The 24,570-nt window shown below is 73.4% G+C and carries 25 protein-coding genes; 4 read left to right on the forward strand and 21 right to left on the reverse strand.

Translation table 11 applies throughout. The annotated features are described in order from the left end of the window. Positions 1-183 precede the first annotated feature (183 nt). The 6 genes from ACWGL3_RS02285 to ACWGL3_RS02310 form a co-directional block, all read right to left on the reverse strand. Complete coding sequence (locus tag ACWGL3_RS02285) at positions 184-489, reverse strand: DUF1416 domain-containing protein (protein WP_267947782.1); 306 nt, start codon at positions 487-489, stop codon at positions 184-186. Next, a complete protein-coding gene (locus tag ACWGL3_RS02290) occupies positions 486-1,331 on the reverse strand; it encodes a sulfurtransferase (protein WP_452460694.1) in 846 nt (281 codons plus the stop codon). The genes ACWGL3_RS02285 and ACWGL3_RS02290 overlap by 4 nt, the downstream gene beginning before the upstream one ends. Before the next feature lie 568 nt (positions 1,332-1,899). Beyond that, entirely contained in the window at positions 1,900-1,986 is an 87-nt protein-coding gene (locus ACWGL3_RS02295; protein ID WP_352983320.1) for a putative leader peptide, read from the reverse strand. 92 nt (positions 1,987-2,078) lie between these two features. Continuing rightward, positions 2,079-2,405, reverse strand: a complete 327-nt coding sequence (locus ACWGL3_RS02300; protein WP_267950222.1) for a TlpA family protein disulfide reductase — start codon at positions 2,403-2,405, stop codon at positions 2,079-2,081. Positions 2,406-2,539: 134 nt separating this feature from the next. Continuing rightward, positions 2,540-3,238, reverse strand: coding sequence for an LmeA family phospholipid-binding protein (locus tag ACWGL3_RS02305; protein ID WP_267947780.1), 699 nt, complete (start codon positions 3,236-3,238; stop codon positions 2,540-2,542). 263 nt (positions 3,239-3,501) lie between these two features. Next, on the reverse strand, positions 3,502-4,641 hold the full coding sequence (locus tag ACWGL3_RS02310; RefSeq protein WP_452460695.1) for a putative quinol monooxygenase: 1,140 nt from the start codon (positions 4,639-4,641) through the stop codon (positions 3,502-3,504). A gap of 247 nt (positions 4,642-4,888) precedes the next feature. Between ACWGL3_RS02310 and ACWGL3_RS02315 the strand changes: the two genes are divergently transcribed. Continuing rightward, a complete protein-coding gene (locus ACWGL3_RS02315) occupies positions 4,889-5,686 on the forward strand; it encodes an HAD family hydrolase (RefSeq protein WP_267947778.1) in 798 nt (265 codons plus the stop codon). A gap of 321 nt (positions 5,687-6,007) precedes the next feature. Here ACWGL3_RS02315 and ACWGL3_RS02320 read toward each other — a convergent pair whose 3' ends face one another. The 7 genes from ACWGL3_RS02320 to ACWGL3_RS02350 all read right to left on the reverse strand — a co-directional run bounded on the left by ACWGL3_RS02320 (position 6,008) and on the right by ACWGL3_RS02350 (position 12,340). Continuing rightward, the gene (locus ACWGL3_RS02320; RefSeq protein ID WP_267947777.1) at positions 6,008-6,943 is read right to left on the reverse strand and encodes an NAD-dependent epimerase/dehydratase family protein; all 936 of its coding nucleotides are present in this window, start codon (positions 6,941-6,943) and stop codon (positions 6,008-6,010) included. A gap of 225 nt (positions 6,944-7,168) precedes the next feature. Continuing rightward, positions 7,169-7,267 carry a 30S ribosomal protein bS22 gene (locus ACWGL3_RS02325; protein WP_017621272.1) on the reverse strand — a complete coding sequence of 33 codons (99 nt, stop codon included), beginning with the start codon at positions 7,265-7,267 and terminating at the stop codon, positions 7,169-7,171. 224 nt (positions 7,268-7,491) lie between these two features. Continuing rightward, on the reverse strand, positions 7,492-8,127 hold the full coding sequence (locus ACWGL3_RS02330) for a histidine phosphatase family protein (protein WP_267947776.1): 636 nt from the start codon (positions 8,125-8,127) through the stop codon (positions 7,492-7,494). Between the two features lie 44 nt (positions 8,128-8,171). Next, a complete protein-coding gene (gene hemL / locus ACWGL3_RS02335) occupies positions 8,172-9,467 on the reverse strand; it encodes a glutamate-1-semialdehyde 2,1-aminomutase (protein ID WP_267947775.1) in 1,296 nt (431 codons plus the stop codon). Between the two features lie 53 nt (positions 9,468-9,520). Then, positions 9,521-10,090 carry an RloB family protein gene (locus ACWGL3_RS02340; protein WP_267947774.1) on the reverse strand — a complete coding sequence of 190 codons (570 nt, stop codon included), beginning with the start codon at positions 10,088-10,090 and terminating at the stop codon, positions 9,521-9,523. Next, positions 10,087-11,451: an AAA family ATPase gene (locus ACWGL3_RS02345; RefSeq protein ID WP_267947773.1), complete on the reverse strand. Its 1,365-nt coding sequence runs from the start codon at positions 11,449-11,451 to the stop codon at positions 10,087-10,089. The genes ACWGL3_RS02340 and ACWGL3_RS02345 overlap by 4 nt, the downstream gene beginning before the upstream one ends. 232 nt (positions 11,452-11,683) lie before the next feature. Beyond that, on the reverse strand, positions 11,684-12,340 hold the full coding sequence (locus ACWGL3_RS02350; RefSeq protein WP_267947772.1) for a phosphatase PAP2 family protein: 657 nt from the start codon (positions 12,338-12,340) through the stop codon (positions 11,684-11,686). A gap of 253 nt (positions 12,341-12,593) precedes the next feature. Between ACWGL3_RS02350 and rraA the strand changes: the two genes are divergently transcribed. Further along, a complete protein-coding gene (rraA, locus tag ACWGL3_RS02355; protein WP_267947771.1) occupies positions 12,594-13,076 on the forward strand; it encodes a ribonuclease E activity regulator RraA in 483 nt (160 codons plus the stop codon). Between the two features lie 83 nt (positions 13,077-13,159). Here the strand turns inward: rraA and ACWGL3_RS02360 are convergent, their stop codons facing one another. After that, a complete protein-coding gene (locus ACWGL3_RS02360; RefSeq protein WP_267947770.1) occupies positions 13,160-13,930 on the reverse strand; it encodes an ABC transporter in 771 nt (256 codons plus the stop codon). Then, a complete protein-coding gene (locus ACWGL3_RS02365) occupies positions 13,927-14,853 on the reverse strand; it encodes an ABC transporter ATP-binding protein (protein WP_267947769.1) in 927 nt (308 codons plus the stop codon). Before ACWGL3_RS02365 ends, ACWGL3_RS02360 begins: the two co-directional genes overlap by 4 nt. Before the next feature lie 419 nt (positions 14,854-15,272). On the opposite strand from ACWGL3_RS02365, the gene ACWGL3_RS02370 reads away from it, so the two are divergent. After that, positions 15,273-16,649 carry a sensor histidine kinase gene (locus ACWGL3_RS02370; RefSeq protein ID WP_267947768.1) on the forward strand — a complete coding sequence of 459 codons (1,377 nt, stop codon included), beginning with the start codon at positions 15,273-15,275 and terminating at the stop codon, positions 16,647-16,649. Further along, positions 16,646-17,317, forward strand: a complete 672-nt coding sequence (locus ACWGL3_RS02375; protein WP_267947767.1) for a response regulator — start codon at positions 16,646-16,648, stop codon at positions 17,315-17,317. Before ACWGL3_RS02370 ends, ACWGL3_RS02375 begins: the two co-directional genes overlap by 4 nt. 81 nt (positions 17,318-17,398) lie before the next feature. On the opposite strand, the gene ACWGL3_RS02380 is transcribed toward ACWGL3_RS02375, so the two are convergent. The 6 genes from ACWGL3_RS02380 to ACWGL3_RS02405 all read right to left on the reverse strand — a co-directional run bounded on the left by ACWGL3_RS02380 (position 17,399) and on the right by ACWGL3_RS02405 (position 24,402). Next, on the reverse strand, positions 17,399-18,052 hold the full coding sequence (locus ACWGL3_RS02380) for a bifunctional DNA primase/polymerase (RefSeq protein ID WP_267947766.1): 654 nt from the start codon (positions 18,050-18,052) through the stop codon (positions 17,399-17,401). A 94-nt stretch (positions 18,053-18,146) separates the two neighbouring features. After that, positions 18,147-19,145, reverse strand: coding sequence for a porphobilinogen synthase (hemB, locus tag ACWGL3_RS02385; protein WP_267947765.1), 999 nt, complete (start codon positions 19,143-19,145; stop codon positions 18,147-18,149). A gap of 156 nt (positions 19,146-19,301) precedes the next feature. Continuing rightward, positions 19,302-20,990, reverse strand: coding sequence for a bifunctional uroporphyrinogen-III C-methyltransferase/uroporphyrinogen-III synthase (locus ACWGL3_RS02390; protein WP_267947764.1), 1,689 nt, complete (start codon positions 20,988-20,990; stop codon positions 19,302-19,304). A 106-nt stretch (positions 20,991-21,096) separates the two neighbouring features. Beyond that, on the reverse strand, positions 21,097-22,059 hold the full coding sequence (gene hemC / locus ACWGL3_RS02395) for a hydroxymethylbilane synthase (RefSeq protein ID WP_267947763.1): 963 nt from the start codon (positions 22,057-22,059) through the stop codon (positions 21,097-21,099). Beyond that, complete coding sequence (locus ACWGL3_RS02400; RefSeq protein WP_267947762.1) at positions 22,056-23,564, reverse strand: glutamyl-tRNA reductase; 1,509 nt, start codon at positions 23,562-23,564, stop codon at positions 22,056-22,058. Before ACWGL3_RS02400 ends, hemC begins: the two co-directional genes overlap by 4 nt. A gap of 142 nt (positions 23,565-23,706) precedes the next feature. Next, positions 23,707-24,402: a redox-sensing transcriptional repressor Rex gene (locus ACWGL3_RS02405; protein ID WP_267947761.1), complete on the reverse strand. Its 696-nt coding sequence runs from the start codon at positions 24,400-24,402 to the stop codon at positions 23,707-23,709. Positions 24,403-24,570: the final 168 nt, after the last annotated feature.

The following is a 24,570-nucleotide window of genomic DNA, read 5'->3' on the forward strand; positions in this document are numbered from 1 at the left end:
GACCAGGACGCGCCCTGTGGACGAACGCGCGACCGCCCCGGCCGCGGGGCGGCTCCGGAGCCCCCCGGGCCGGGCGGGACGGCCGTCCCCGGCGCCCGGCCCCCGACAGCGCGGAGCGCCGGTCCCGGACGGTCTCCCGTCGGTACCGGCGCTCCGCGCCCGAACTGTCGTGTCGGCCGTGGGTCAGGCCTGGACCCGGAGGTCGATGACCTTGCCCACCTCGGCCCGCACCGGGTACTCGCCGGTGAAGCCCTTGGACGCCAGGACGCGGACCTTCCAGTCGCCGTCGGCGGCGAAGAAGCGGAAGGTCCCCTCGTCCCCGGTGGCCACCTCGCCGACGAAGTCGTCGGAGGCGTTGAGCAGGCGGGCGTAGGCGCCGCGCAGCGGCTCGCCGTCACGCGTCACCGTGCCCTGGATGACCGCCTGGTTCCCCGCGTCGACGTCGGCGAGGGCGACCCCGCCGACCGGCGCTCCGCAGCTGTCGCTCACTTGGCCTCCGCCTCTCCGAGCTCGACGGGCACGCCCACCAGGGACCCGTACTCGGTCCAGGAGCCGTCGTAGTTCTTGACGTTCTCCAGGCCCACGATCTCGCGCAGGGCGAACCAGGTGTGCGAGGAGCGCTCGCCGATGCGGCAGTAGGCGATGATGTCCTTGTCCAGGTCGACGCCGGCCCCGGTGTACAGCTCCCGCAGCTCCTCGGCGCTCTTGAACGTGCCGTCCTCGTTGGCGGTCTTGGCCCACGGGATGTTGCGCGCGGTCGGGATGTGGCCGGGGCGCTGCGAGGTCTCCTGCGGCAGGTGCGCGGGGGCGAGCAGCTTCCCGGTGAACTCGTCGGGCGAGCGGACGTCGACCAGGTCCTTGGTGCCGATGGCCTCGACGACCTCGTCGCGGAAGGCGCGGATCGAGGTGTCCTGCTCCTTGGCGGTGTACTCGGTGGCGGCGCGCTCGGGCACCTCCTCCACCAGCTCGCGGGAGTCCAGCTCCCACTTCTTGCGCCCGCCGTCGAGCAGGCGGACGGCGTCGTGGCCGTACAGCTTGAAGTACCAGTAGGCGTAGGCCGCGAACCAGTTGTTGTTGCCGCCGTACAGGATCACCTGGTCGTCGTTGCCGATGCCCTTGGCGGACAGCAGCTTCTCGAACCCGGTCCGGTCCACGAAGTCGCGGCGGACAGGGTCCTGGAGGTCCGTCTTCCAGTCGATCTTGACGGCGCCGCGGATGTGTCCCTTGTCGTAGGCGGACGTGTCCTCGTCGACCTCGACGAGGACCACGTTGTCATCGTCCAGGTGAGCCTCCACCCAGTCGGCGTCCACGAGGACGTCGGAGCGGCTCATAGGGAACCTCCTGTGTTTCTTGTGCGGTGTCGCGTGTGCGGTCGGTGCTCCCGGGGTGCTGCCGTCCCGGGACGCGTGGGGTCGAGCCGTCCTGCCCGACGCCGTGCGGCGGAGGGCGAGAAGGTGCTTCCCGCAGCCGTGGCGGAGGCCGGACGGCCTACGGGGAGGGCTGCGGGGGGTGCGGGGGCGGACGCGGCGATACCGGGCCGCTCCGTGCCCGCCGGGTGACCGGCGGGTCCGGGAACGGCGGAGGCGTGTCCTGCTCCCTGTGCGGACCGTGGCGACCGGCCGGCCCCCGGTTCGGCCGGTGGGCCGGAACGGGGGCGTACGGAGGCGGGGAACGGCAGGCCGGGCGGCGGGTGGGCCGCCCCGGCGACCACCGCGAACGCGAGGACCGGTGCCCGGAGGCCGTGGACCCCGGGGTACGCGGCGGCCGTCACGGGTGCGGTCGGGACAGCGGTTGAGCACTGCCCGCGAGGGTCGGCCTGCATGGTGTGTCGTCCCCTGCTGCGTACACGGTGGAAGGCCAGTCGCACGGAGGGAGCGGGGGTCGGGAAGCCCGTCCGCCCTAGGGACACAGACAGAGCGCGGCGGCGACGCGGCAGAAGTCCACTGCCCGTCGCTTCGTCAGATACGCGCTCGTCAAGGAAGTCACGTTCTAGACGCTACAGTCCCCGTGACGCGTTTGTCACGCGTGGGGTAGATCACAGGGGGAACGTTCGCGCCGGGGCGTACGGGGACCCCCGATCAGCGGACGGCCCGGCCGAGCGCGGCGATGACGTCCGCCTTGCGCGGCTGGCCGCCGGCCCGGCGCACGATCCGGCCCCCGGCGTCGAGGACGAGGACCGTGGGGGTGCCCGCGACGTCGAGCCTGCGGACGAGGTCGAGCCGGGCCTCGGCGTCGATCTCCACGTGGGCGACGCCGTCGACCATCCCGGCGACCTCGCCGAGGACCCGCCGGGTGGCGCGGCAGGGCTGGCAGAAGGCGCTGGAGAACTGGACGAGCGTGGCCCGCTCGCCCAGTTCGGCGCCGATCTCGTCGGAGGTCAGCGCGTCGGCCGCACCGGGCCGCACCGCGGCGGGCCGGTCCCCCGGCGTGCCCTCGTCCCGTGTCGTCACCGCTCCGTCCTCCTCCTGGTGTGCCGTCGGCGCGCCCCGCGCCGTGCGTTCCCGGCGGCGCCCGGAACCCCGCCGCCGGGTGCGGGCCGTCAGGCCGCGTCGGCCCCCATCAGGGGGACGTCGGACCCGGTGCCGGTGATCCGCAGCCCGGTGGAGGTGGGCTCCATGTCGGTGACGGCCAGGCCGAAGGGGAGGGCGGGCGCCTGCGCGCTGAAGGTGAGGGAACCGGAGACCAGGCCGCTGACGTCGCCCGGGACACCGTCGACCTGGATGTCGTCGGGGGTGAAGGACAGCGTGTCGCCGTCCACGCCGAACTCCCCGCCCGCGTTGACCGAGGTGCTCAGGCCGAGCTCCGGGAGGGCGAGCTCACCGGTGATCCGGGGCTGCCCGTTCTCCGTCGTGATGGTGATGCCCTCGGGCAGGTAGGCGTTGAAGTAGGAGTAGGGGACGACGGCCGAGCCGTCCAGCTGCCCCGCGACCACACTGGGCTGGTCGAGCATGTCCGCCAGGGGCGCCCGCACGCCGGCGGCGGTCGCGTCGATCTGCTCGAGGGTGACGCCGTTGAGGGTGGCGGTGTCGGCGGTGATGCGGATCTCGGAGTACTCGCCCCCGAACACCTGCGGCAGGAACGCCCAGCCCTCGATCTCGACGGTCGGCTCCTCCGCCATCTGGAGCTGCTGTGCGAGCTGGCGCGCCACGGCGCTCTGCGCGAAGCTGCGTCCCCCGACGTCGGCCGCCACCACGAGGGCGACCAGGAGGATCAGGAGGACGACAAGAAATTTACGCATCGGGAATCCCAGCACACTTTCTTTCGCTCCGGCGCGCCTCTCGGCTGGGCTGTCCGGCCGGTCTCGGTCACACGCCATCGGTGCCCGACGGGCACCGGTCAGGAGAAACCTGTAGGGAAGGGTACTTCACCCGGGGTTGGACGCCGGGGCCCCTCGACCGGTTCGGCGTTCCGGGGAGAAGACACCGGTTCGAGACCTCCCCTGGTGGGGGCCAGGGGCCGCACCGCCGTCCGCCCTTGCCATGCGGGCCTTGAAGGCGCAGGTCAGCGGGGCATCAGCAGGCCGGCGAGGCCGTCGCTGGCCGAGGCGCCCGCCAGGGAGAGTTCGATCACGTTGGTGGCGACGACGTGGTTCGCGCCGATCCGGGCGAACTCCACGACGTGCGGCTGCTGCTCGTGCTCCTCCTGCGCCAGCTCGTCCCGGTAGATCGCGTAGACGATGCGCTGCGAGGGCGCGCTGGGAACCGTGTGGCAGGCGAACAGCAGGGTGTCCGGCTCACGCTCGGCGACCTGGGCGACGACGGCGTCGGCGAGGCGGTCGAAGCCCGGGCCCTGGCCGTCGGCGAGCGTGTAGATCGTGATGACGCCGCGCAGCTTGGCGGGCGGGGCCTGCCGGGTCGGCGGACCGTCGTAGTAGTCGTCGTAGGGGTCGGCGTTGCGACGCTTGCGGCGCACGGGCTCCTCCGGGAGTTCGTCTTCGGTGTCCTCGGCCACGTCGTCGTAGTCGTCGTAGTAGTCGTCGTCGTAGGGGTCGCGGCGGGGGCGCGCGACCATCGCGGCGGCGCACCACAGGGCCGCGACCGCGCCGAGCATCAGCAGGGGCCCGACGAGGCCGAGCCCGAACCGGCCGACCAGCACCGAGAGCACCGTGGCGAGGGAGACCAGGCCGAGCACCGCCAGGTCGGCGTTGCGGTGGGCGGAGGCGCGCCTGGCCACCGCGACGACCGCGGTGACCAGCAGGACGGCGGCGACGACCTGTGTGACGTTGACGAGCGAGCGCGGGATGAGGTCGTAGTGGTCGCCCAGGGCGGGGAAGGTGTCGCCGAACCGGGTGCTCACCCGGTCGACGGACAGCACCACCAGGGGAACGATGGTGAACGCGCTCAGCAGCAGCCGCGAGGTGAACACGCCGCGGGGAGATCGGACGCCGTACTCGAAGGCGCCCCAGGCCATGTAGAGCGGCCCGAGGAGGCTGATACCGATCTGGAGCAGCCGGAAGGTGAGTTCGCCGAAGTCGAACATCGCCCCGATCACGGCCGCGCTGAGGCCCACCGTCATCCCCAGTGCCGCGACGAGCCACCCGATCGCGGCCACACCGGGACGGCGTTGGGCGTACGCGGCGAGCGCGGCGGTGGCGCTCCAGCCCACCAACGCGCTTATGAATGCCAGTCCTACCGTCACCATCCCGACAATGATGCTGCACGCCAACGGGTGGATGTGCACTTTGACCAGAATGGCGGGGGCAGTTTCGGGGAAGATCCCGCAGAGTGGGGCCCACAACAGGGATTTACACTGTGAGCTTCATCACCTGGTTTGTCACCGCATCCCAGCGGCCCCGCACGACCCGCGGGTGGTCGTAGGCTCGCACTACGCGGGGCTCGCCACCCCGACACCGGAGGGCCGCCTCCCCCACCCAAGCCAGGAGAGAACCGTGTCATACGACGCCGTGTCCCCGACTCCGGTCGGTCCGGGGGCCGCCTTCTTCGACGTGGACAACACCCTGATGCGGGGCGCCTCGATCTACCACTTCGCCCGGGGCCTGGCGGCCCGCGACCTGTTCACCACGCGCGACCTGATGCGTTTCGCGTGGGGGCAGACGGTCTTCAGGGTCACCGGGAGCGAACAGCCCGAGCACATCAACGCCGCGCGCGAGGCCGCCCTGGCGTTCGTCGCCGGCCACGACCTGGCCGACCTGGTCACCCTGTGCGAGGAGATCTACGACGACACCATGGCCGACCGGATCTGGGAGGGCACGCGCGCGCTGGTGCAGCGGCACCTCGACGCCGGCGAACCGGTGTGGCTGGTCACCGCCACCCCGGTGGAGCTCGCGCAGATCATCGGGCGGCGGCTCGGCCTGACCGGCGCCCTCGGCACGGAGGCGGAGAGCGTCGACGGCGTGTACACGGGACGGCTCAACGGGGACCTCCTGCACGGGCCCGCCAAGGCCGTGGCGGTGCGCGCGCTCGCCCGCAAGGAGGGCTGGGACCTGGCCGCGTGCTCGGCCTACAGCGACTCCTCCAACGACCTGCCGCTGCTGTCCCTCGTGGGACGGCCCCACGCGGTCAACCCCGACGGGGACCTGCGCCGGTACGCGCGCACGCACGGTTGGCCGGTCCACGACTTCCGGCGGCACCGGGCCGCGCTGAAGGTGGCGGTCCCCGCGGCGGTGGCGGGCGCGGTGGCGGGCGCGGTCGCCATGCGCGCGGTCAGACAGCGCAGAGCGGTCTGAGGCGAAGCGGGAGGCTCGCGGCCGGGCGGGACCGCGCGTCACGGCCCCCGGAGGCGTCCACGACGGCCTGCGCGCGGCGGGCACGGGCCGCAACGGGGTCGCGGGGACCGCGGCGGAAGCCGCCCGGACGGCGGTCGGGGCACGCGGAGGACGACCGGGGCGGGTCGGGGAGACGGTGGGTGGGCCCGGGGCTCCGGCGCGGGGACCGCGGCTGCACGCCCAGGGCGGCGGGGCCGCGGGCCGGGAACCGCTCGGGGCCGGAACGGCGGGGGTCGGCGGGTCCCGTGCGGAACGGGCGCGCGGACACCGTGGGAGGGGGGCTCAGCGCCCCAGCGTGGCCCGGGCGAGCGCGAGCACGTGGACCGGGCGCAGTCCGTGCCGCGGCGAGGACGACGCGCGGCTGTGCGCGTAGGACTCGAAGGCCTCGGCGGAGGAGTACGCGGGGGACCAGTCCAGCACCCGCTCCAGGGAGTCGGAGTCCATCCCCGCGGTGTGCAGTCCCGCGTGGACGGCACGCGTCGTGCTGGAGCTCGCGTAGCCGATGCGGCCGTGCTTGGCCAGGCCGCTCAGCACCTTGAGGCCGCGGGCGGGGACCGGCAGCCGCTGGCCGCCGACGCGGCGCAGGCACTGCGAGAGCGGCACGGGATCGGCTCCGGCCACGTCGAAGAAGCCGGTCCCGTCGCTGAGCGCCATGCGCACCAGCGCCTCGGCGCCGTCGTCCTCGTGCAGGAAGCGCACCCGCGGGTCGTTGCCGAGCACCGTGGGCACGAGGCGCGAGTCGAGGTAGCGGGTGAGGGGGGTGTCGGCCGAGGGGCCGATGAGGTTGGCGAACCTCAGGAGGGCCACCGAGAGGTCGGGGCGGCGGCGCTGGAGGCCGCGCGTGTGGCGCTCGACCTCGGCCGCGTCGTCGGCGTCGAGGGTGGCGCTGGAGCGCACCACCAGGCGCCGGACGGAGGTGGAGCGCTGGGCCGCGCCCAGCACCCGCATCGTCCCCAGGAGGTTGTCCTCCCGGTTCGGGGCGCCCTCGGTGTCCAGCCCGAGGTGCAGCACCAGCTCGGCACCGGAGTCGGTGACGATCCGGTCGAGGCTCCCGTCGTGCAGGTCGACATGGGCGTACTCGATACCCCGCGTGTCCTGGGGCGGCGGCGACGAGTCGGCGCCGATCACCCGGCGGACACCGGGCTCCTCGCTCAGGGTCTGCGCGACCCTGGCGGCAAGGGGGCTGGACACCCCGGTGACGAGTACGACACGAGCCATGGCGACACGTTCCTTGGAAGGAGACGGGAGCTGTTCCGGGAGGTCCGCGGACCGTTCACCACGAGGGTGAGCCGGCGACCGCGACCCGTGAGGCACAACAGCGCCTCACCCAGAAAATTCCATTGCGGCGGCAAAGCGCGCGCAAAGGGGGAAGGTGTCTCCGCGTCCGGGACGAGCCGGGGGCACGCCCACGCCCGCGGAGAGACGACTTCGCCGCGACCGTTCCTACTTCTTGTTGCGACGCGCGATACGCGTGCGCTTGAGCAGCTTGCGGTGCTTCTTCTTCGCCATCCGCTTGCGACGCTTCTTGATGACGGAACCCATGGGATCACCTTCTCGCTCACGATGAGTACGGACATGCCGAACCGCTGGGCGGTGAAAACCGGCAAGGGGTTCGGATGCGGCTGCTGGGCCCGCTGGCACCGACGCGCTCAGGGCGCGGGGTGGCCGATGCGACCGGGGCGTGCCCCGGGAAGGCCGAACGCCGGAAAAGCGCACGCCTACCGCACCCGAAGCACCAGCTTACCGCTACGGGTACGCGCTCCGTGTCACGCCCCGGGCACCGACGGCTCGTCGCGGTACAACTCGGCGGCCGGCTCGGCGTAACTGACGCTGGCCAGCCGCTGGTCGGCGAAGGTCAGGGACGTGACGCTCGCCAGATTGCACTCGCGCAGGTCCGGCCGGTGCCAGAGCCTCTTCGCCTCGGCGGCGCGGCGGACCATCCAGATCGGCAGCTGGTGGCTGACGAGCACCGTCTCGCGCCCCCAGGCCGCACGGCGGGCGACCTTGACGGCGGAGACCATCCGGGTGACGATCTCGGAGTACGGCTCCCCCCAGGACGGCAGGAACGGGTTGTAGACGCGGCTGAACACGCGGGGGTCGCGCATCGACCTCCGGGACAGCGCCATCCCCTCGAACTTGTTGGCCGACTCGATGAGCCGGTCGTCGAGGGTGACCGGGAGGCCGAGCATCTTCTGGAGCGGGACGGCTGTCTCCTGGGTCCGGTCCAGCGGGGAGGAGAACAGCGCGGCGATGTCGTGGCCCTCGAACCACTCCGCGGCCATCTCGGCCATCTGCCGGCCCCGCTCGCTCAGGTGGAAGTCGGGAAGCCTTCCGTAGAGCACCTTGTCCGGGTTGTACACCTCTCCGTGCCGCAGCAGGTGCACGACGGTCGTCGTCGTCATCGTGTGAGTCTTTCTTTCGGGGTCATGGGGCGGACCGCGGGGGGTCAGCCCTGGGCCTCTGCCGCTGCCTGGGCCGCTCGGGGCAGTGCCGAGACCACCCTGTCCACGGCCGCCTCGTCGTGCGCGGCGGAGAAGAACCAGGCCTCGAAGGCCGCGGGCGGCAGGTACACGCCCTGGTCGAGCATCGCGTGGAAGAACGCGGCGAACACGCCCGTGTCCGTGGTGCGGGCGCTGTCGAAGTCGACGGCCTCCCGGTCGGTGAAGAACACCGTGAAGAGGTTGCCGCCGCCCTGGACCCGGTGGACGACCCCGGCGGCGTCGAGCGCCCCGGAGACCTCCGCCCGCACCTGCGCGGACACGCGGTCGATGTGCTCGTACACCTCGGGGGTCGCGCCGCGCAGGGTGGCGAGCCCGGCCGCGGTGGCGAGGGGGTTCCCGGAGAGGGTGCCCGCCTGGTACACGGGGCCCCCGGGGGCCAGCCGGTCCATGATCTCGGCCCGTCCGCCGAACGCCGCGGCGGGCAGGCCGCCCCCCATGACCTTGCCGAAGGTCATCAGGTCGGGGGCGACGCCCTCCAGGCCGTACCACCCGGACGCGCTGACGCGGAATCCGGTCAGGACCTCGTCGAGGATCAGCAGGGCGCCGTTGGCGTGCGCGATCTCCTTGAGGCGGGCGTTGAACCCGGCCCGGGGCGGGACCACGCCCATGTTGGCGGGGCAGGCCTCCGCGATGACGCAGGCGATGTCGTCGCCGTGCTCGGCGAACGCCCGCTCGGCGGCCTCGGCGTCGTTGTAGGGCAGCACCAGGGTGTCGGCCGCGCTGGCGCCGGTCACGCCCGGGGAGTCGGGGAGCGCGAACGTCGCGAGACCGGAGCCGGCGGCGGCCAGGAGCGCGTCGACGTGGCCGTGGTAGTTGCCCGCGAACTTGACGATCTTGCTGCGGCCGGTGAATCCCCGCGCGAGGCGGATCGCGGACATGGTCGCCTCGGTGCCGGAGTTGACCAGGCGGACCTTCTCCACGGGGGTGCGGCCGACGATCAGCTCGGCGAGCTCGACCTCGCCCGGCGTCGGCGCCCCGTAGGACGTCCCCGCGTCGACCGCCGTGTGGAGGGCGTCCACGACGGCGGGGGCGGCGTGCCCGAGGATCAGCGGTCCCCACGAGCACACCAGGTCGACGTACCGGCGGCCGTCGGAGTCGGTGAGGTAGGGGCCCTCGCCCCGGACGAAGAAGGGCGGGGTGCCGCCGACCGCGCCGAAGGCGCGCACGGGCGAGTTCACGCCACCGGGAACGACGGCGGCTGCCCGCTCGAAGAGCTCTGCTGAAGTCTGTTGAGTACCCACCTCACCAGTGTGTCAGCTGTGCCCGGTCACGGAACCGTGACCCGCCTCCGAGGTCAGGGGCGCAGGACGGCCCCGACGAGGAGATGGACCCGCGTCCCCGGATCTCCCCCGGGCGGAAGGCGTTCCGCCCGCGCACAGGCGTCGCGGAGTCCGTCCGAGAAGTCCTCGAAGCGCGTCCCGCCCTTGCTCCACCGGGGCAGGAGCGCCTTCAGCGCTCCCGCGGCCCGGGCCCCGTCGACGAGCGCGGACCGGTGGTCCTTGAAATGGAGGATGAGCCAGGTCTCGAACGTGGGGGTGGAGTGGGCGGCCTCGACCCCGGAGCGCCGGGCCTCCGCGACGAGGGAGGCGACGTCCTCTCCGTCGGTGTCGAACACGGCCCAGATCTGCGTGTACTCGTCCCGTCCTGCCTCGGCCGCGCTCCGCACCACGATTTCGCGCTGGGGATGCTTGGACCTGCGCACGTGCAGCGTGTGCATGTGCACGTCGGGGTGCCTCTTCATGCCGTCGAAGCAGGCCTTCTCGGTCCCGCCCTCGCAGACGACGAGGTAGACGCGCCGTTCCTCCCGGTGGGGGCGGCGGCGTTCGAGCCTGGTCTCTCGCTCCCTCTTGGCCCTCTTGCTCACCGGCGTGCCGCCCCTTCCCCGTCCTCGGCCGGGTGCCGTTCCCTCCTGGCGAGGGCCTCGCGGAACAGCTCGTCGTCCACGTCGGGGACGGCCCCGTAGCGCCCGGTGAGGTAGCGCCTGGCCCGGTTGTCGTCGCCCCTGGGCTTGAAGTCGCTGAGCGGGTAGAGGGACGTGCGGCCCTCGCCGTCCTTGTCCACGAACCAGATGTGGTCGCGCTTGAGGACCTCTGCTCCCCGGACCCGTCCGAGGAGTGCGGCGTCGTGGCTGGTGAAGACGAGCTGTGCGCCCGCGGGGTTCTGCTCCTCGTCCTGGAAGAGCGAGATCACCCGGGCGGAGAGGTAGGGGTGGAGGCTGGCGTCGATCTCGTCCACGACGAGTACCCCGCCGCGCTCCAGGACGCGCTGGGCCTCGAAGCCGAGTGCGGCGAGGGCTCTGGTCCCCCTGGACTCCTCCTCCCATCGCAGGGGGCGGTCGGGGGCCGTGCCGCCGTGGTTGAACACAGGCGTCGGCGGAAGGTCCCTGCGGGGGCGTCTGCCCTGCGGTTCGACATCCCCGTCCTGGGCGAGCCGGGCCTTCAGCAGCTCACGGAAAATTCGCTCCGTAGAGGTGTCACGTGTTCCCTGCTGACGGCTCAGGGCCCGGTCGAGGAGGTCGATCGGTTCCTCCTCCCTGAGCTCGACGCTCCGGATACCGGTGTCGGCGGACCTCAGGAGGTCGGACAGAGCGTTCAGTGCGTCTTCGGGAACCCCACCGCGCCGCAGCCACAGGGGGCGTCCGGGAAGACGTTCCGCCGCGAAGACGAGGCGGTCGGAGAACCACCGGTAGACGGGGTCCACGACCTCGTTCGAGGCCCGGGCGGCAACGGTGAGGAAAAGGACGTTCTCCCCGGTGATCTCCGCGACCTGCCGCAGCTTCCCCGGAGCGTGCTCCCCGAACTCGAAGTCACTGCCCTCACGCTCGAAGACGACCCGCTTGCGCTGTTTCGGATAGCTGTAGAGCCACTCCTCGGTCACCCTCCGGTCGTCGATCGCGAAACCGTAGGTGTACCGGACTCCGTCGGCCTCGAGATCGACCACGAACGTCGTGGGCTCTCCCCGGGCCCCGCCCAGGGCGAAGGGATGGCGCCGCATCCCCGCTCCCGGCTCGTTGTCCCGCATCGACCAGCGGACCGTGTCGCGCATCAGCGAGAGGGAGTCCAGGATGTTGGACTTGCCGGAGGCGTTGGCGCCGAAGATCCCCGCGACGGTGGAGGCCTCCCAACCGGCCTTCTCGGGGCGGGCGTCGTCGTAGACGGGGGTGAGGAGGAGTTGCTGCTCGTCCCGGATGGACTTGTGGTTCTCGACGCGGAAACTCAGCAGCATCGTGGCCTTCTCCCCCATTTTTCAGTGGCTCGACCGCGTTCTGCGTGGAATACCCACACACGCCAAGCATGCCACGACCCCGTGGCCGCGAACATGGACCCCGTCGACGGGCGCGGCTCCCCCGCTTCGGGGGCCGGGCGCCGTCCGCCCCCAGGGGTTCTCCGCCCCTGGCCCGGACCCCGGGCACACGTGTGCCCCGTCCCGGGGCGGGACGGGGCACGGTGAGGAAGGGTCAGGAGCGCGCGTAGGTGTTGCCGGACGCCGGCTCCGCGGGCGCTTCGGCGCCCTCGGCCCGGACGAGGGGGCGGAGGCGCTCGGTGGCGGCGATGCGGTCGACGACCGCGGTCATCGGGCGGGCCATGGCGAGGGAGGCGAGGGTGGCGACGGCGGCTCCGACGAGCAGGCCGACGGTGACGTCGTGGGGGTAGTGGGCGCCGACGAAGACCCGGGAGAAGGCCTCGAGGACGGCGAACACCACGGCGACGACGGCGAAGCGGCGCCAGGCGACGACGACGGCCGCGGCGGCGGCGCCGGCGATGGCGGCGTGGTTGCTGGGGAACGACCAGTCGCCGATGGGGTCGCAGGTGGCGATGGTGGTCAGGTCGGTCATGGCCTGGCAGGGCCGCAGCTGCTCGAAGAACGACTTGACGGTGCGGCTGACGGCGTAGGCGACGACGGTGGCGACGGGGGCGAACAGCGCCAGGCCGACCGCGCGGGAGCTGTGGGACCTGGCGCGCCACCAGGCGGCGAGGAAGAGCACCGCGAACACGCCGAGGAAGAGGTCGGTGCCCAGGTAGGCGGCCTGCTGGACCCAGGGGTCGAGGCCGGCGGTGAACTCGATCACGGCCCGGGACCAGGCGGCACTGACGGCGAAGATCTCGGAGACCATCTCTCTCCAGAAGAAGTCGTACGGGGAGGGTCGCGCGCGAGCAGGGGGAAGGGCCGGGCGACGTCCGGTCGGCGGGTGACGGGACTCCCACGAGGTGATGACGGGAAGGTCCTTATCCTGTCATCAACTTCGACCGTTCAGGGCCGGAGAGGCGGCCCCACAGACGAAAGAGACGTTCCGGACCGACGAAAGAACTCCGGGCGCCGGCGGGTAGCTTCGACGGTGCCCGCCCACGACCCGAACCGGAGCCGACATGACCCCCGACTTCTCCACCGCGGACCTCGTCGACGACCACGGCGACACCCTGCGCAGCTGTTCCACGCAGTTCCGCCGGTACGGCGGGCGGGCGGTCTTCTCGGGCCGCATCCGCACCGTCAAGTGCCACGAGGACAACGGCCTGGTCAAGCAGGTCCTCGACACCCCTGGTGAGGGGGCGGTACTGGTCGTGGACGGCGGCGGCTCGCTCCGGTCCGCACTGATGGGCGACATGATCGCCGCGGCGGCCGTGGAGAACGCGTGGGCCGGCGTCGTCATCCTCGGCGCGGTGCGCGACACCAGGGCCCTCGGCGGTCTCGACCTGGGGGTCAAGGCCCTGGGATCCAACCCCCGCAAGTCCGCGAAGGACGGCGCGGGGCGCCTCGACGTGCCGGTGGCCTTCGGCGACGTCGTGTTCGTCCCGGGCGAGTGGCTCTACAGCGACGAGGACGGGATCGTGGTGAACGCCACGGAGATCTAGGACGCCCCCGGGCCCAACAGGACGCCGACGGAGGGGGTCCGTCCGATGACCCCCTCCGCCGGTTTCTCCCGGCGCCCCTCCCCTCAGACCTCCCGGGCGCCGAACCCGCGCACGGCCAGCGCGAGGAGGGCGGCGGTCCCCACGAGGGTGCTGACCGCGGCGGGCAGGAAGTCGGTGACCGGCGCACCGTCGGGCAGGGCGGCCTGCGCGGCGAAGAGGGTGGTGGGCGACCACTCCCCCACCACCGGCAGCTGGCCCAGCAGGACGAGCAGGACCAGTGCGGCCACGGAGAACCCGACCGTGGGCAGGAGGCCGCCGGCCCGACCGGCGACCAGCGCCGTCACCGCGACGGCGAACACCAGGAACAGCCCCGTGAACAGCGCGCCCGCGAGGGTGGCCCCGAGGGGGAGCTCCCCGATCAGCAGCAGCGTGGTCGCCCAGGCGGCCACGGCGCCGGCCGTGTACGCGGCGACGGCGGCCATCGCGGGGACCGCGAAGCGCGGCAGCACCAGCGCGGCGGGACCGGGGACCCGGACCCGGTAGAACGTCGAGCGGCCGACGCTGCCGTCCAGCGCCAGGGCGCCCGCGGCCACCAGGAGCACGAACAGCACGCCGAGGATCTGCGCGTTCTCCACGTAGGAGCCGAGCGCGGCGACCGGGGTGGCCTCCGGCATGAGGTCCGCCATGCCGGTCTGGACCCCCTCCACACCCTCCATGGCCGCCAGCAGGTCGGGCAGGAGGAACACCAGGACCGGCGAGGCCGCCCCGAAGAAGACGAAGAACGCCATGAGCCCGGCGAGGGTGTGGGTGCGCGTCATGCGCCGGATCTCGTTGCGGTAGAGCGCGGTGTTCATCGGGTGCTCCCGTCGGTGGCGTCCGTCGAGGTGAGGGAGAGGAAGGCCGACTCCAGGTCGGCCTCGTAGCCGTTCATGGAGACCAGCGGGACGCCGTGCTCCACGAGCGTGCGCGGGATGCCGGTCTCCCCGTGCTCGGCGGCGACGGCCTCGACGAAGACGAGGTCGGGTTCGGCCTCGACGGGGGTCGCCCGGGTCACCCACGGTTCGGCGGAGAGGAGCTCCACGACCTCCCGGGCCGTGCCGCGGACCCGCACGTGCCAGGCGCTGGGGCGTCCGCGGTCGGCGATGTCGGCGACGGGCCCCTGGTAGACCACCCGCCCCCGGACCAGGACGGCGACGTCGTCGCACACCCTCTGCACGTCGCCGAGCAGGTGGCTGGCCAGGATGACCGTGCAGTGCTCGCGGAGGGAGCGGATGAGGGCGAGCACGTCCACCCGCCCCCGCGGGTCCAGCCCGGAGGCGGGCTCGTCCAGGATGAGCACCTCGGGCCGGCAGACCAGTGCGGCGGCGAGGCCCAGCCGCTGCCGCATGCCCCGGGAGAAGCGGGCGTTGCGGCGGTGCGCGGCCTCCGTGAGGCCGACCCGCTCCAGGGCGAGGGCCGCGTCCTCCGGGGTGACCGGGACCCCGGCGGCCTCGGCGCTGAGGACGACGACCTCGGCGGCGGTGAGCCAGGGCTCGAAGTCCGGGACGTCGGGGCAGAGCAGGACCCGTCCGCCCGCGGTGTCCACGCGCACGTTCCCGCTCCCCGCCCTCCTGAGCCCGGCGAGGACGGAGAGGAGCGTGGTCTTTCCGGCCCCGTTGGGGCCGACGAGTCCGAAAACGGTTCCGCGCGGAACGGAGAGGTCGACGTCGAAGACTCCCGCGCCGTTTCCGTAGTCTCTGGTGAGTTTCTCGGTGGTGATCACAGGCGTGCCGTTCATCGGCGTCCGTGTGTCCTTTCGGGGTCGGGTCGGAATCGGGTGCGGAGCGCGGCGGCGCCCGCGACCCCCGTCCGCGCTGCGGGGACGGTCGGGGCGTCGGGTGAGGTCAGCGGCGGATCCGGCACGGTCGGCGCGCCGGCGTACCGCGAGGTCCCGTCCGCCGGAAAGGCGGTGTCCACCGAGGGGGAGGGGACTTTCCCGTGTTCGCCGAGGCCGTTCTCCCGCGCTTTTCCCCTCCGCCGCCTGCCTTTCACGGAGAACATTAGGGAAAGGCGCGGAACGGCCGCATCGACCGTGCGGCACGGTGCGGTCATGGCGTTCTCCGCGTCCGGGGCATGCCGGAGGTCATGGCCGGAACGTGCTCCGGACATGACCCCGGGCCACTCCGCCCACCGTCGGGGCGTGGCTACGCTCGTGGGATGAACACGTCCGGTTCGCTCCCCGACCTGTCGGCCTGGGTCACCCTGTACAGGGACCGCCCGCCGCGCATGCTGCAGCTGCTGTTCTGGGGTGCGACGGGGATCGCGCTCGTGCTCCAGACCATGGGCCTCGTGTTCGACATGGGCCTGGCGGACGAGCCGCCCGCGCTGAGGGCCATGGTGTTCGCCAGCTTCGGCGCGGCGGTCGCCTCGTGCGCGCTGTGGCCGTTCCTCGCCTGGTCCGCGGACTCCCCTCCGCTGCGGCGGGCGGCCAGCGTGGTCTTCCTGGTGCTGACCGTGCTGTGCCTGATCACGAACAACTACACGATGTTCCTGCTGGTCTGCGTGGGGACGATGAACGCGGTGGCCGTGTTCGGCCTCCTCGGCGGGGTCGGCTACGGAGCCTCCGTCTTCGCGCTCAGCGTGGTGCTCGCCCTCTTCCTGCCCGGGGTGGTGCCGCTCTGGGCAGGGCTGGTGATGGGGACGAGCCTCCTCTTCATCGTGGCCGTGTCGGGCATGGCCTTCGTGGGGCTCGTCGTCGCCGGGGAGCGCGCCGAGCGCACCACGGCCCTCCTCGCCGAGCTGGAGGAGGCCCACGAGGACCTGCGCCTGCGCGCCGCCCGGGTACGGGAGCTGACCGTGGCCGAGGAGCGCGCGCGCATGTCCCGGGAGATGCACGACAGCACCGGCCACTACCTGACCGCGCTCGCCATGTCCCTGTCCAACGCGCTGCGCTTCCGCACCGCCCGTCCCGACCGGGCCTGGGGCGAGGTGGAACAGGCCAGGGAGCTGGCGGGCGAGGCCCTCACCGACACGCGCAGGTGGGTGCGCGCGCTGCGACCGCTGCGGCTGGAGGGGCGCGCGGGGGTGGCCGCCATGCGCGCGATGGCGGACTCGTTCGACGGCGGGGGCATCCGCATCGCCTTCACCGACGCCGGCGACTGGCCGGAGCTGTCGGAGGAGGCCGAGCTGGTCTGCTACCGCGCCCTCCAGGAGGGCCTGACCAACGCGATGCGCCACTCGGGCGCGGACCTGGTGGAGGTGGAGGTCGCGGCGGACCCCGCCGGGGTGGCGGTCACGGTGGCCGACAACGGCGCCGGGGCTCCGCAGGGGGCGGCGCTCGGCGGGTTCGGCCTGCGCGGGCTGGCGGAGCGGGTGGCCTCGGTCGGGGGCGCGTTGGAGGCCGGCGACGGGGGCGGGGCCCGCGCCCCTGGCACGGAGCAGGATACCGGGGGCGGCCGGGCCGGGGACCCGCTCCGGGAGGGCGCGGGGAAGGACACGGGGACGCGGCGGCAGGGCTTCCGGCTCCGGGTGTCCGTCCCCGCGCTGCGCACCGAACGGGAGACCGTTCCGACCACCGCTGGAGGCACCGCGTGACCACCGTCTCGGTTCTGATCGTCGACGACCAGATCCTGCTGAGGCAGGGCCTGCGCAAGCTGCTGGAGATCGAGGAGGGCATCGACGTGGTCGGCGAGGCGGCGAACGGGGTCGAGGCCCTGGAGTTCCTGTCCTCGGCCGTCCCCCTCCCCGACGTGGCCCTCGTGGACGCCCGCATGCCCCTCATGGACGGGGTGACCCTCATCGGCCGCATGCGCGAGGAGTACCCGGGCGTTCCGGCCGTCGTGCTGACCACGTTCGACGACGACGAGCTGATCTTCGGCGGTCTGCGCGCCGGGGCCCGCGGCTACCTGCTCAAGGACGTTCCGCCGGAGGAGCTGGTCTCGGCGCTGCGCCGCGCCTCACGGGGGGAGACCGTCCTGGGCGGGCCCGCCGCCCAGCGGCTCGTCGCCGCCCTGGACCCGGCCCGGGCCCCCTGGGCGGGGCCCGCCACCGGGTCCGCCGCGCCCGCCGCGTCCCCGCTGTCGGAGCGCGAGGAGGAGGTGGCGAGGCTGGTGGGGACCGGGGCCACCAACCGGGAGATCGCGCGGACCCTGTTCATCACGGAGGGGACCGCGAAGAACCACGTCACCAGCATCCTGCGCAAGCTCGGCCTGCGCGACCGGACGCGGCTGGCGCTGTGGGTGCGCGAGCGCGGAGGGGCCTGATCCCGCCGCCCCGGGACGGCGGGGCGCCACGGCCCGGGGCCCCGTGCCCCGGGCCGCCGTGTCGGTGCCGGGCCGCGTGCGTCAGCCCGAGAACTCGGCGCTGGCGTCGGCGAGGATGCCGAGCACCGCGATCGGGTCGGGGAGCGGGACCGGTTCGCCCGCGTCGAGCGGTGTGCGGATCCAGGTGACCCGGCTGCCCGAGGGCAGCAGGGACGGCGCGCCGAGGACGAAGCTGTCCCGGCAGTGCCAGCGCAGGCCCGGCATCTCCTCGACGTCCTCGGGCACGCAGTCCAGGTGGCAGGACCACCACTCGTCCTCGTCGACCGGGGAGCGCGTGGCCACGAAGAACAGGTAGCGGGAGGAGTCGACCGCCGCGACCGGCCCGGCCGGGACGCCCGAGCGGCCCATCCGTGCCAGGGCCATCACGCCCGCCTCGCGCGGGACGTCGAACACGTCGAAGACCCGGCCGGTCGGCAGGATGACGTTGGCGTCCGGGGTGGCCGTCCACCAGCGCCGGAGGGTGGCGGCGTCGGTGCTGGCCTCCACCCCCCAGGCCATCGTGACCGGGTGCGCCGCCGGGTCCGGACAGCCCATCCGGTCGCAGCTGCACGCGCGGTCCTCGCCCGGCGCGGCGCCGCGCGCGACCGGCCAGCCCAGCCGCGCGTAGCGCAGGGCCGCGTCGAGCATGCTGTCCGTCGCATGTCGGCGCCTACGTCGGTACAGTACGTCGGCCATGGGGCCTCCCCGGTGGTCGTGCTCGGCTCAGGCGCGGCCTCGGTCCGGGGCCCCGCGCCCGGCGACCGCGACCGGGGCGAAAGGCCTGGTCGCGCTACCGCAGCAGGAGTGCCGCCTCGGTGGCCCAGTACGTGAGGACCTGCTCGGCCCCCGCCCGCCGGTACGAGGTCAGGGTCTCCACGATGGCCCGCTCGCGGTCGATCCAGCCGCGCTCCGCCGCCGCCTCGATCATCGCGTACTCACCGCTGACCTGGTAGGCCGACACGGGTACCGGGGACGCCTCCGCCACCTTGGCGACGATGTCGAGGTAGGCCAGGCCGGGTTTGACCATGACCATGTCGGCGCCCTCCGCGACGTCGAGGGCGACCTCGCGCAGGGCCTCGCGGACGTTGGCGGGGTCCTGCTGGTAGCCGGAGCGGTCGCCGAACTGCGGGGCGCCCTCGGCGGCCTCACGGAAGGGGCCGTAGAAGGACGACGCGTACTTGGCGGCGTAGGCCAGGATCGGCACCTGCCCGAACCCCGCGCGGTCCAGCCCGGCGCGGATGGCCGCGACCTGGCCGTCCATCATGCCGCTGGGCGCCACGACGGCCGCCCCCGCCTCCGCCTGTGCGGCGGCGACGGACGCGTAGCGCTCCAGGGTGAGGTCGTTGTCGACGTGCCCGCCGGTCTCCAGCGGCCCGCAGTGGCCGTGCGAGGTGTACTCGCACAGGCACAGGTCGGCCATGACCACGAGGTCGTCGCCGACCTCGGCCGCGAGGTCGCGCAGGGCCGCCTGGACGATCCCGTCGGGGTCGTCGGCGCCCGAGCCTCGCTCGTCCTTGTGCGCGGGGATGCCGAACAGCATGAGGCCGCCGACCCCGGCGGCGGCGGCCTCGTGGGCGGCCTTGCGCAGGCTGTCGCGCGTGTGCTGCACCTGGCCGGGCATCGAGGAGATCGCCACGGGTTCGGTGATCCCCTCCTTGACGAACATCGGCAGGACCAGGTTGCGCGGGAGCACCCGGGTCTCGGCGACCAGGCGACGCAGCGCCGGTCCACGGCGCAGGCGGCGGGGACGGGCGGCGGGGAAGGCGGCGTCGTTTCCGGATGCGGTCATTGCGGGCTCCCGTACGTGGGTTCGCGGGGTGGACGTGTGGTCTGGGCCCGGCCTCCCGGGGCCCCGCGCGTGCGGGGCGGACCGTGGACACCGTCGGTTCGGCACCCCCTGCGGCCGGGGGCACCGGCCTGCACGGCGTCCGACCGCGTGGGCGGTCTACAGTTTGCGTCGGCGTCCGCGGCGCTTCTGGCTGGGCTTGAGGACGGGCTTGCCGGACTCGACGGCTTCGCGGCTCCTGGCGGCACCGTACTCCGAGAGGGCCCGGGCGAGGGCCGAAACCGAGGCTTTGGGAGCCACCACGTCGACGCGCAGGCCGAACTCGACGGCGGTCCGCTCCGTCTCCGGGCCGATCACCGCGATGACGGTGGTGTTGTGCGGCTTGCCCGCGATCCCCACCAGGTTGCGCACCGTGGAGGAGGACGTGAACATGACCGCGTCGAAACCACCGCCCTTGATCGCCTCCCGGACGGGCGCGGGCGGGGGGGCGGCGCGCACCGTGCGGTAGGCGGTGACGTCGTCGGTCTCCCAGCCGAGGTCGGTCAGGCCCGCGACGAGGGTGTCGGTGGCGATGTCGGCGCGGGGCAGCAGGACCCGCTCGATCGGGTCGATCTCGTCGTCGTAGGGCGGCCACACCGACACCAGGCCGGCGCTGGACTGGGCGTCCTCCGGCGGTGTCAGGTCGGGCTGGATGCCGAACTCGCGCACAGCGTCGGCGGTGGCCTCCCCGACGACGGCGACCTTGACCCCGGCGAACGCGCGCGCGTCGAGGCCGTAGGACTCCAGGCGCTCGCGGATCGCCCTGACCGCGTTGACGGAGGTGAACGCCACCCACTGGTAGCGGCCGGTGACCAGCCCGCGGACGGCGCGCTCCATCTGCTGCGGGGTGCGCGGCGGCTCCACCGAGATGGTCGGCACCTCCTCCGGCACCGCGCCGTAACCGCGCAGCTGGTCGGACAGGGCCGCGGCCTGCTCCTTGGTGCGGGGCACCAGGACGCGCCAGCCGAAGAGCGGGCGCCCCTCGTACCAGGACAGCTCGGGCCTGCGCGCGGCGCCGGGTCCGACGATCATGAGCGCGGGCGCGGTGGCGTGGTGGTTCTTGGCGTCCTTGGCCTTCAGGTCGGCGACCAGACGGGCCAGGGTCGAGGTGACCGTGGTCTGCCGGGTGGTCCCGCCCGCGCGCACGACGGAGACCGGGGTGCTCGCGGGCCGGCCGCCCGCGACGAGGGTCTTGCAGAGCACGTCGAGGCCGGGGCCGCGGTGTTCGGGCGGCTCCTCGGCGGGGGCGTCTCCGCCCATGATGACCAGGGTGGCGTCGCTCGCGGCGGCCTCGTTCCAGTCGACCTCGGCCTTGCCGTGCGGGCGGGCGTTGAGGATCCGCACCTCGGGGACGCCGTCGCCCATCAGCGGAAGGCCCGCGAACGTGGGGACGGAGGTGACGGCGGAGACGCCCGGGGCGACCTCGACCTCGACCCCGGCCTCCTCGCAGGCGGCGACGAGGTCGGCGCCGCGGCAGCCGAAGAACGGGTCGCCGGAGTACAGGCGCACGACCCGCTGCCCCTCGCGGGCGCGGGCGACGGCGAGGGCGTTGAGGTCTCCGCCGCACTCGTCGGCCTGGAGGACGGAGACGCCATCGGAGCAGTGGGAGAGGAGTTCCTCGCGGAAGCCCGCCAGCTCCTCGGCGGCGGGCTCCCGCAGGGTGACGACCACGTCGGCGCGCCTCAGCAGCTCGGCGCCGCGCAGGGTCAGCAGATCGGCGCCGCCCGGACCGGTCCCGACCAGGGCGACGTGCCCGGACCGGGCGGCGGCGCGGGGCTCCTCCGGCTGGGAGTTGGCGTTGGCGTTCACGTACTGGCTCCTCTGTGTGGTCGCCGGCGTCCCCGTGCGCGGAGTTCTCCGGGGCGCCGGCGGGTGCGGCGGGGTGCGGCCGAGGCGCCCCGCCGTCGACTCCTGGTCAGGGTGTGTCCCTCTCGGCGAAGGCCTCGGCGACGATCCGGTCGGCGCCCTCACCGATCATGCTGCGTGCCAGGTCGCGGCCGAGCGCGGTGGCGGCGGCCAGGTCACCGGTCGAGGCGAGGTCGGCGGTGCGCTCGCCGCGCACGGAGGCGGTGCCGTCGGTGGAGACGACGGCCGCGCGCAGGCGCAGGCTCCCCGTCCCGGCGTCGTACTCGGCGTAGGCGCCGACCGGGGCGGCGCACCCGGCCTCCAGCTCGGAGAGGACGGTGCGCTCGGCGACGACGGCGACGCGGGTGGCGGGGTGGTCGACGGTGGCGAGGTAGGCGAGGTCGCCGTCGCGGCGCTCGGCCGAGCACTCCACGGCGAGGGCGCCCTGTCCGGGAGCGGGCAGCATCTGCTCCGGCTCGAAGACGTCGGTGACGTCGTCCATCCGGCCGACGCGGCCGAGGCCGGCGTAGGCGAGGACGACCGCGTCGAGCTCGCCGGAGGCGACCTTGCCCAGGCGCGTCTCGGCGTTTCCTCGGATGGGCAGGTAGGTGAGGTCCGGGCGGAGGGCCGCGAGCTGGGCGACCCGGCGCGGGGAGCCGGTGCCGACCCTGGCCCCGGCGGGCAGGTCGGCGAACGCGAGCCCGTCGCGGGCGCACAGGGCGTCGCGGGGGTCGTCGCGCTCGGGCACGGCGGCGAGGACGAGCCCGTCGGCGGGGGCCGTGGGCAGGTCCTTGAGGGAGTGGACGGCGAAGTCGATGGTGCCCGCGACGAGTTCGTCGCGCAGGGCGTTGACGAACACCCCGGTGCCGCCGAGCTGGGTCAGGTGGGCCTTGGTGACGTCGCCGAAGCTGGTGATCAGCTCCAGTTCGATGGCCTGGCCGGTGCGCTCGGTGATCGCGTCCGCGACCATCCGGGACTGGCTGGTCGCCATGGTGCTGCGACGCGTGCCGAGTTTGGCGGGAGTGCCGGTCATGCCTTCTCCTGTGCGGACCGCGCCGCGGTGCTGGGACCGCCGGAGGCGGTCAGCGCCTCCGGGGTCTTGGGGTCGAGGTCGAAGAGTTGCCGCAGGGCCGCCTCGTAGGACTCGCCGTCCGGCGCGGCGGCCAGTTCCTTGACGCGCACGGTGGGCCGGTGGAGGAGCTTGTCGGCGACCCGGCGCATCGCGCGGGTGATCTCCTCCCGCGTGCGGTCGTCGATGTCGTCGGGCAGGCGGCCGTGGAGTCTGGACAGCTCCGCCTCGACGACGTCCCTGGCCTGGGAGCGCAGGGCGACGACGGTGGGGGTGACCTGGTTCGCGCGGCGGACCGTGCGGAACTCGGTGACCTCCTCGTCGACGATCCCGCGTACGAGGGTGAGGGCGCTGGAGCGGTCGCCGCCCCCGCCGGCGGAGCCGGTGGCCGCGGCCAGGCGCAGGTCCTCGATGTCGACGAGGCGCACACCGGGCAGGTCGCGCACGGCGGGGTCGATGTCGCGGGGCAGCGCGAGGTCGAGGAAGACCAGGGGCCGGGTGCGGCCGGCCGTGGCCTCGGCGACGGCGTCGGCGGTCAGGACCAGGCCCTGGGCCCCGGTGCAGGAGATGACGAGGTCGACGTCGGCGAGGACCCCTGCGGCGTCCGCGAAGGGGACGGACCGGGAGCGGACGGTGTCGTAGGCCTCGGTGAGGCACTCGGCGAGCCGGGCGGCGCGCTCGGGCGTGCGGTTGGCGACGACGACGGTCGCGGCGCCCTGGCGGGAGACGGTGTTGGCCGACAGCGCGCTCATGGACCCCGCGCCGAGGACCAGGACGCGCAGGCCGGAGAGGGGCCCGCGGGAGGGCCGGGCGAGCCCGGGCCCGTCGCCGGTGTCGCCGGCCGACGCGGACATGGGGCAGCCCACGGGCGGGACCGCGCCCACGGCGGGGACCGTCCGGTCGGCGGTGGTCTCGTCCGCTCCGGTCGGGCCCAGGCCCAGGTCGCGGGCGGCGACGGTGAGGCCGAAGCTGACCATGTCGGCGCCCGCGTGGTCGAGGTGGGTCTCGGTGTGGGCGCGCTTGCCCACCCGCAGGGCCCTCTGGCCGAGGTCGTTGAGGACGCGGCCGACGGAACCGGTGTCCTGTCCCTCCTTGAGGGCGTCGCGCACCTGTCCGAGGATCTGGCCCTCGCCGACGACCATGGAGTCCAGGCCGCACGTGACCGAGAACAGGTGCTGGACGGCGCGGTCCTCGTAGTGCACGTAGAGGTGTTCGGAGAGTTCCCCGAGCGGCACCCCGCTGTGCCAGGAGAGGAGTTCGGTGATGGCCGCCACTCCGCCGTGGAAGGCCTCGACGTCGGCGTAGACCTCCGTCCGGTTGCAGGTGGAGACCACCATGACCTCGTTGACGGAGTCGGAGCCGACCATCTCCCCGACCGCCTTGGTGCGCGCCTCCCCGTTCAGCGCGACGCGTTCGAGCAGCGCCACCGGCGAACTCCGGTGGCTCAACCCCACGGCCAGGACACTCATCCGCATTCTCCTATGCAGGCACGACACAGCGTCTCTCTATGCTCCGGCACGTCGGCCGGCCCCCGTGGCCAGCCCCCCGGAACGCGGCGCACGCTCGCTCTTCGCCCACCGCTCCGACCGGCTTCTCCGGCCGGTACCCGTCTCATGTCAGTTCCAGTCCCGCCCGTTCCGCGGCACGGCCGTCGCCGTCCGCCCTGCGCTGCGCGTGGAAGGCGAGGATCTGGAGTTCGATGGACAAGTCGACCTTACGCACATCGACCCCGTCCGGCACATTGAGCACGACCGGCGCGAAGTTGAGGATGCTGCTCACCCCCGCCTCCACGAAGCGGGTGGCGACGCCCTGGGCCGAGGCCGCGGGCGTGGTGATGACTCCTATGGAAACGCCCTTGGAACGGACGACGTCCTCCAGGTTGTCAATATGCCTCACGTCCAGGGACGCCACGCTCTGCCCGACCATCTCGGGGTCGGCGTCGAGGAGGGCCGCTATGCGGAAGCCGCGGGTGCCGAAACCCCCGTAGTTGGCCAGTGCGCGGCCGAGGTTGCCGATGCCGACGATGGCCACGGCCCAGTCCTGGGTGAGACCAAGCTCACGTGAGATCTGATAGACGAGGTACTGGACCTCGTAGCCCACCCCGCGGGTCCCGTAGGAGCCGAGGTGGGACAGGTCCTTGCGGAGTTTCGCGGAGTTGACGCCGGCGGCGGAGGCGAGGTCCTCGGAGGAGACGGTGAGGGTGCCGCGGTCCTGGAGGGACTGGAGCGCGCGCAGGTAGACGGGGAGCCGGGCGACGGTGGCCTCCGGGATACCCCTCTCCCGGGGCCGTGGTGGACGACTGATCACAGGCGGGCGCTCCTGAGCGGCGGTCGGTGCGGACGGGGCACGGGGGCGGGTGCGCGGCCGGGTCCCGGGATACGCGCGAGTGTGCTCCCGACGGGGGCTGTGGACCTAGATTACGTGCTTGTGAAAGCACGCACAAAGTGGGGCCCGCTGTGACTCCGTGATCAGAAG

It is taken from the genome of Nocardiopsis sp. NPDC055824 (genome assembly GCF_053616335.1).

Excerpts from the sequence above, each read along its gene's own strand:
- ACWGL3_RS02290 (WP_452460694.1), bottom strand. The coding sequence starts at position 1,331 with ATGAGCCGCTCCGACGTCCTCGTGGACGCCGACTGGGTGGAGGCTCAC.
- ACWGL3_RS02305 (WP_267947780.1), bottom strand. The coding sequence starts at position 3,238 with ATGCGTAAATTTCTTGTCGTCCTCCTGATCCTCCTGGTCGCCCTCGTG.
- ACWGL3_RS02310 (WP_452460695.1), bottom strand. The coding sequence starts at position 4,641 with ATGGTGACGGTAGGACTGGCATTCATAAGCGCGTTGGTGGGCTGGAGC.
- ACWGL3_RS02320 (WP_267947777.1), bottom strand. The coding sequence starts at position 6,943 with ATGGCTCGTGTCGTACTCGTCACCGGGGTGTCCAGCCCCCTTGCCGCC.
- ACWGL3_RS02325 (WP_017621272.1), bottom strand. The coding sequence starts at position 7,267 with ATGGGTTCCGTCATCAAGAAGCGTCGCAAGCGGATGGCGAAGAAGAAG.
- ACWGL3_RS02330 (WP_267947776.1), bottom strand. The coding sequence starts at position 8,127 with ATGACGACGACGACCGTCGTGCACCTGCTGCGGCACGGAGAGGTGTAC.
- ACWGL3_RS02345 (WP_267947773.1), bottom strand. The coding sequence starts at position 11,451 with ATGCTGCTGAGTTTCCGCGTCGAGAACCACAAGTCCATCCGGGACGAG.
- ACWGL3_RS02350 (WP_267947772.1), bottom strand. The coding sequence starts at position 12,340 with ATGGTCTCCGAGATCTTCGCCGTCAGTGCCGCCTGGTCCCGGGCCGTG.
- rraA (WP_267947771.1), top strand. The coding sequence starts at position 12,594 with ATGACCCCCGACTTCTCCACCGCGGACCTCGTCGACGACCACGGCGAC.
- ACWGL3_RS02360 (WP_267947770.1), bottom strand. The coding sequence starts at position 13,930 with ATGAACACCGCGCTCTACCGCAACGAGATCCGGCGCATGACGCGCACC.
- ACWGL3_RS02365 (WP_267947769.1), bottom strand. The coding sequence starts at position 14,853 with ATGAACGGCACGCCTGTGATCACCACCGAGAAACTCACCAGAGACTAC.
- ACWGL3_RS02370 (WP_267947768.1), top strand. The coding sequence starts at position 15,273 with ATGAACACGTCCGGTTCGCTCCCCGACCTGTCGGCCTGGGTCACCCTG.
- ACWGL3_RS02380 (WP_267947766.1), bottom strand. The coding sequence starts at position 18,052 with ATGGCCGACGTACTGTACCGACGTAGGCGCCGACATGCGACGGACAGC.
- hemB (WP_267947765.1), bottom strand. The coding sequence starts at position 19,145 with ATGACCGCATCCGGAAACGACGCCGCCTTCCCCGCCGCCCGTCCCCGC.
- hemC (WP_267947763.1), bottom strand. The coding sequence starts at position 22,059 with ATGACCGGCACTCCCGCCAAACTCGGCACGCGTCGCAGCACCATGGCG.
- ACWGL3_RS02400 (WP_267947762.1), bottom strand. The coding sequence starts at position 23,564 with ATGAGTGTCCTGGCCGTGGGGTTGAGCCACCGGAGTTCGCCGGTGGCG.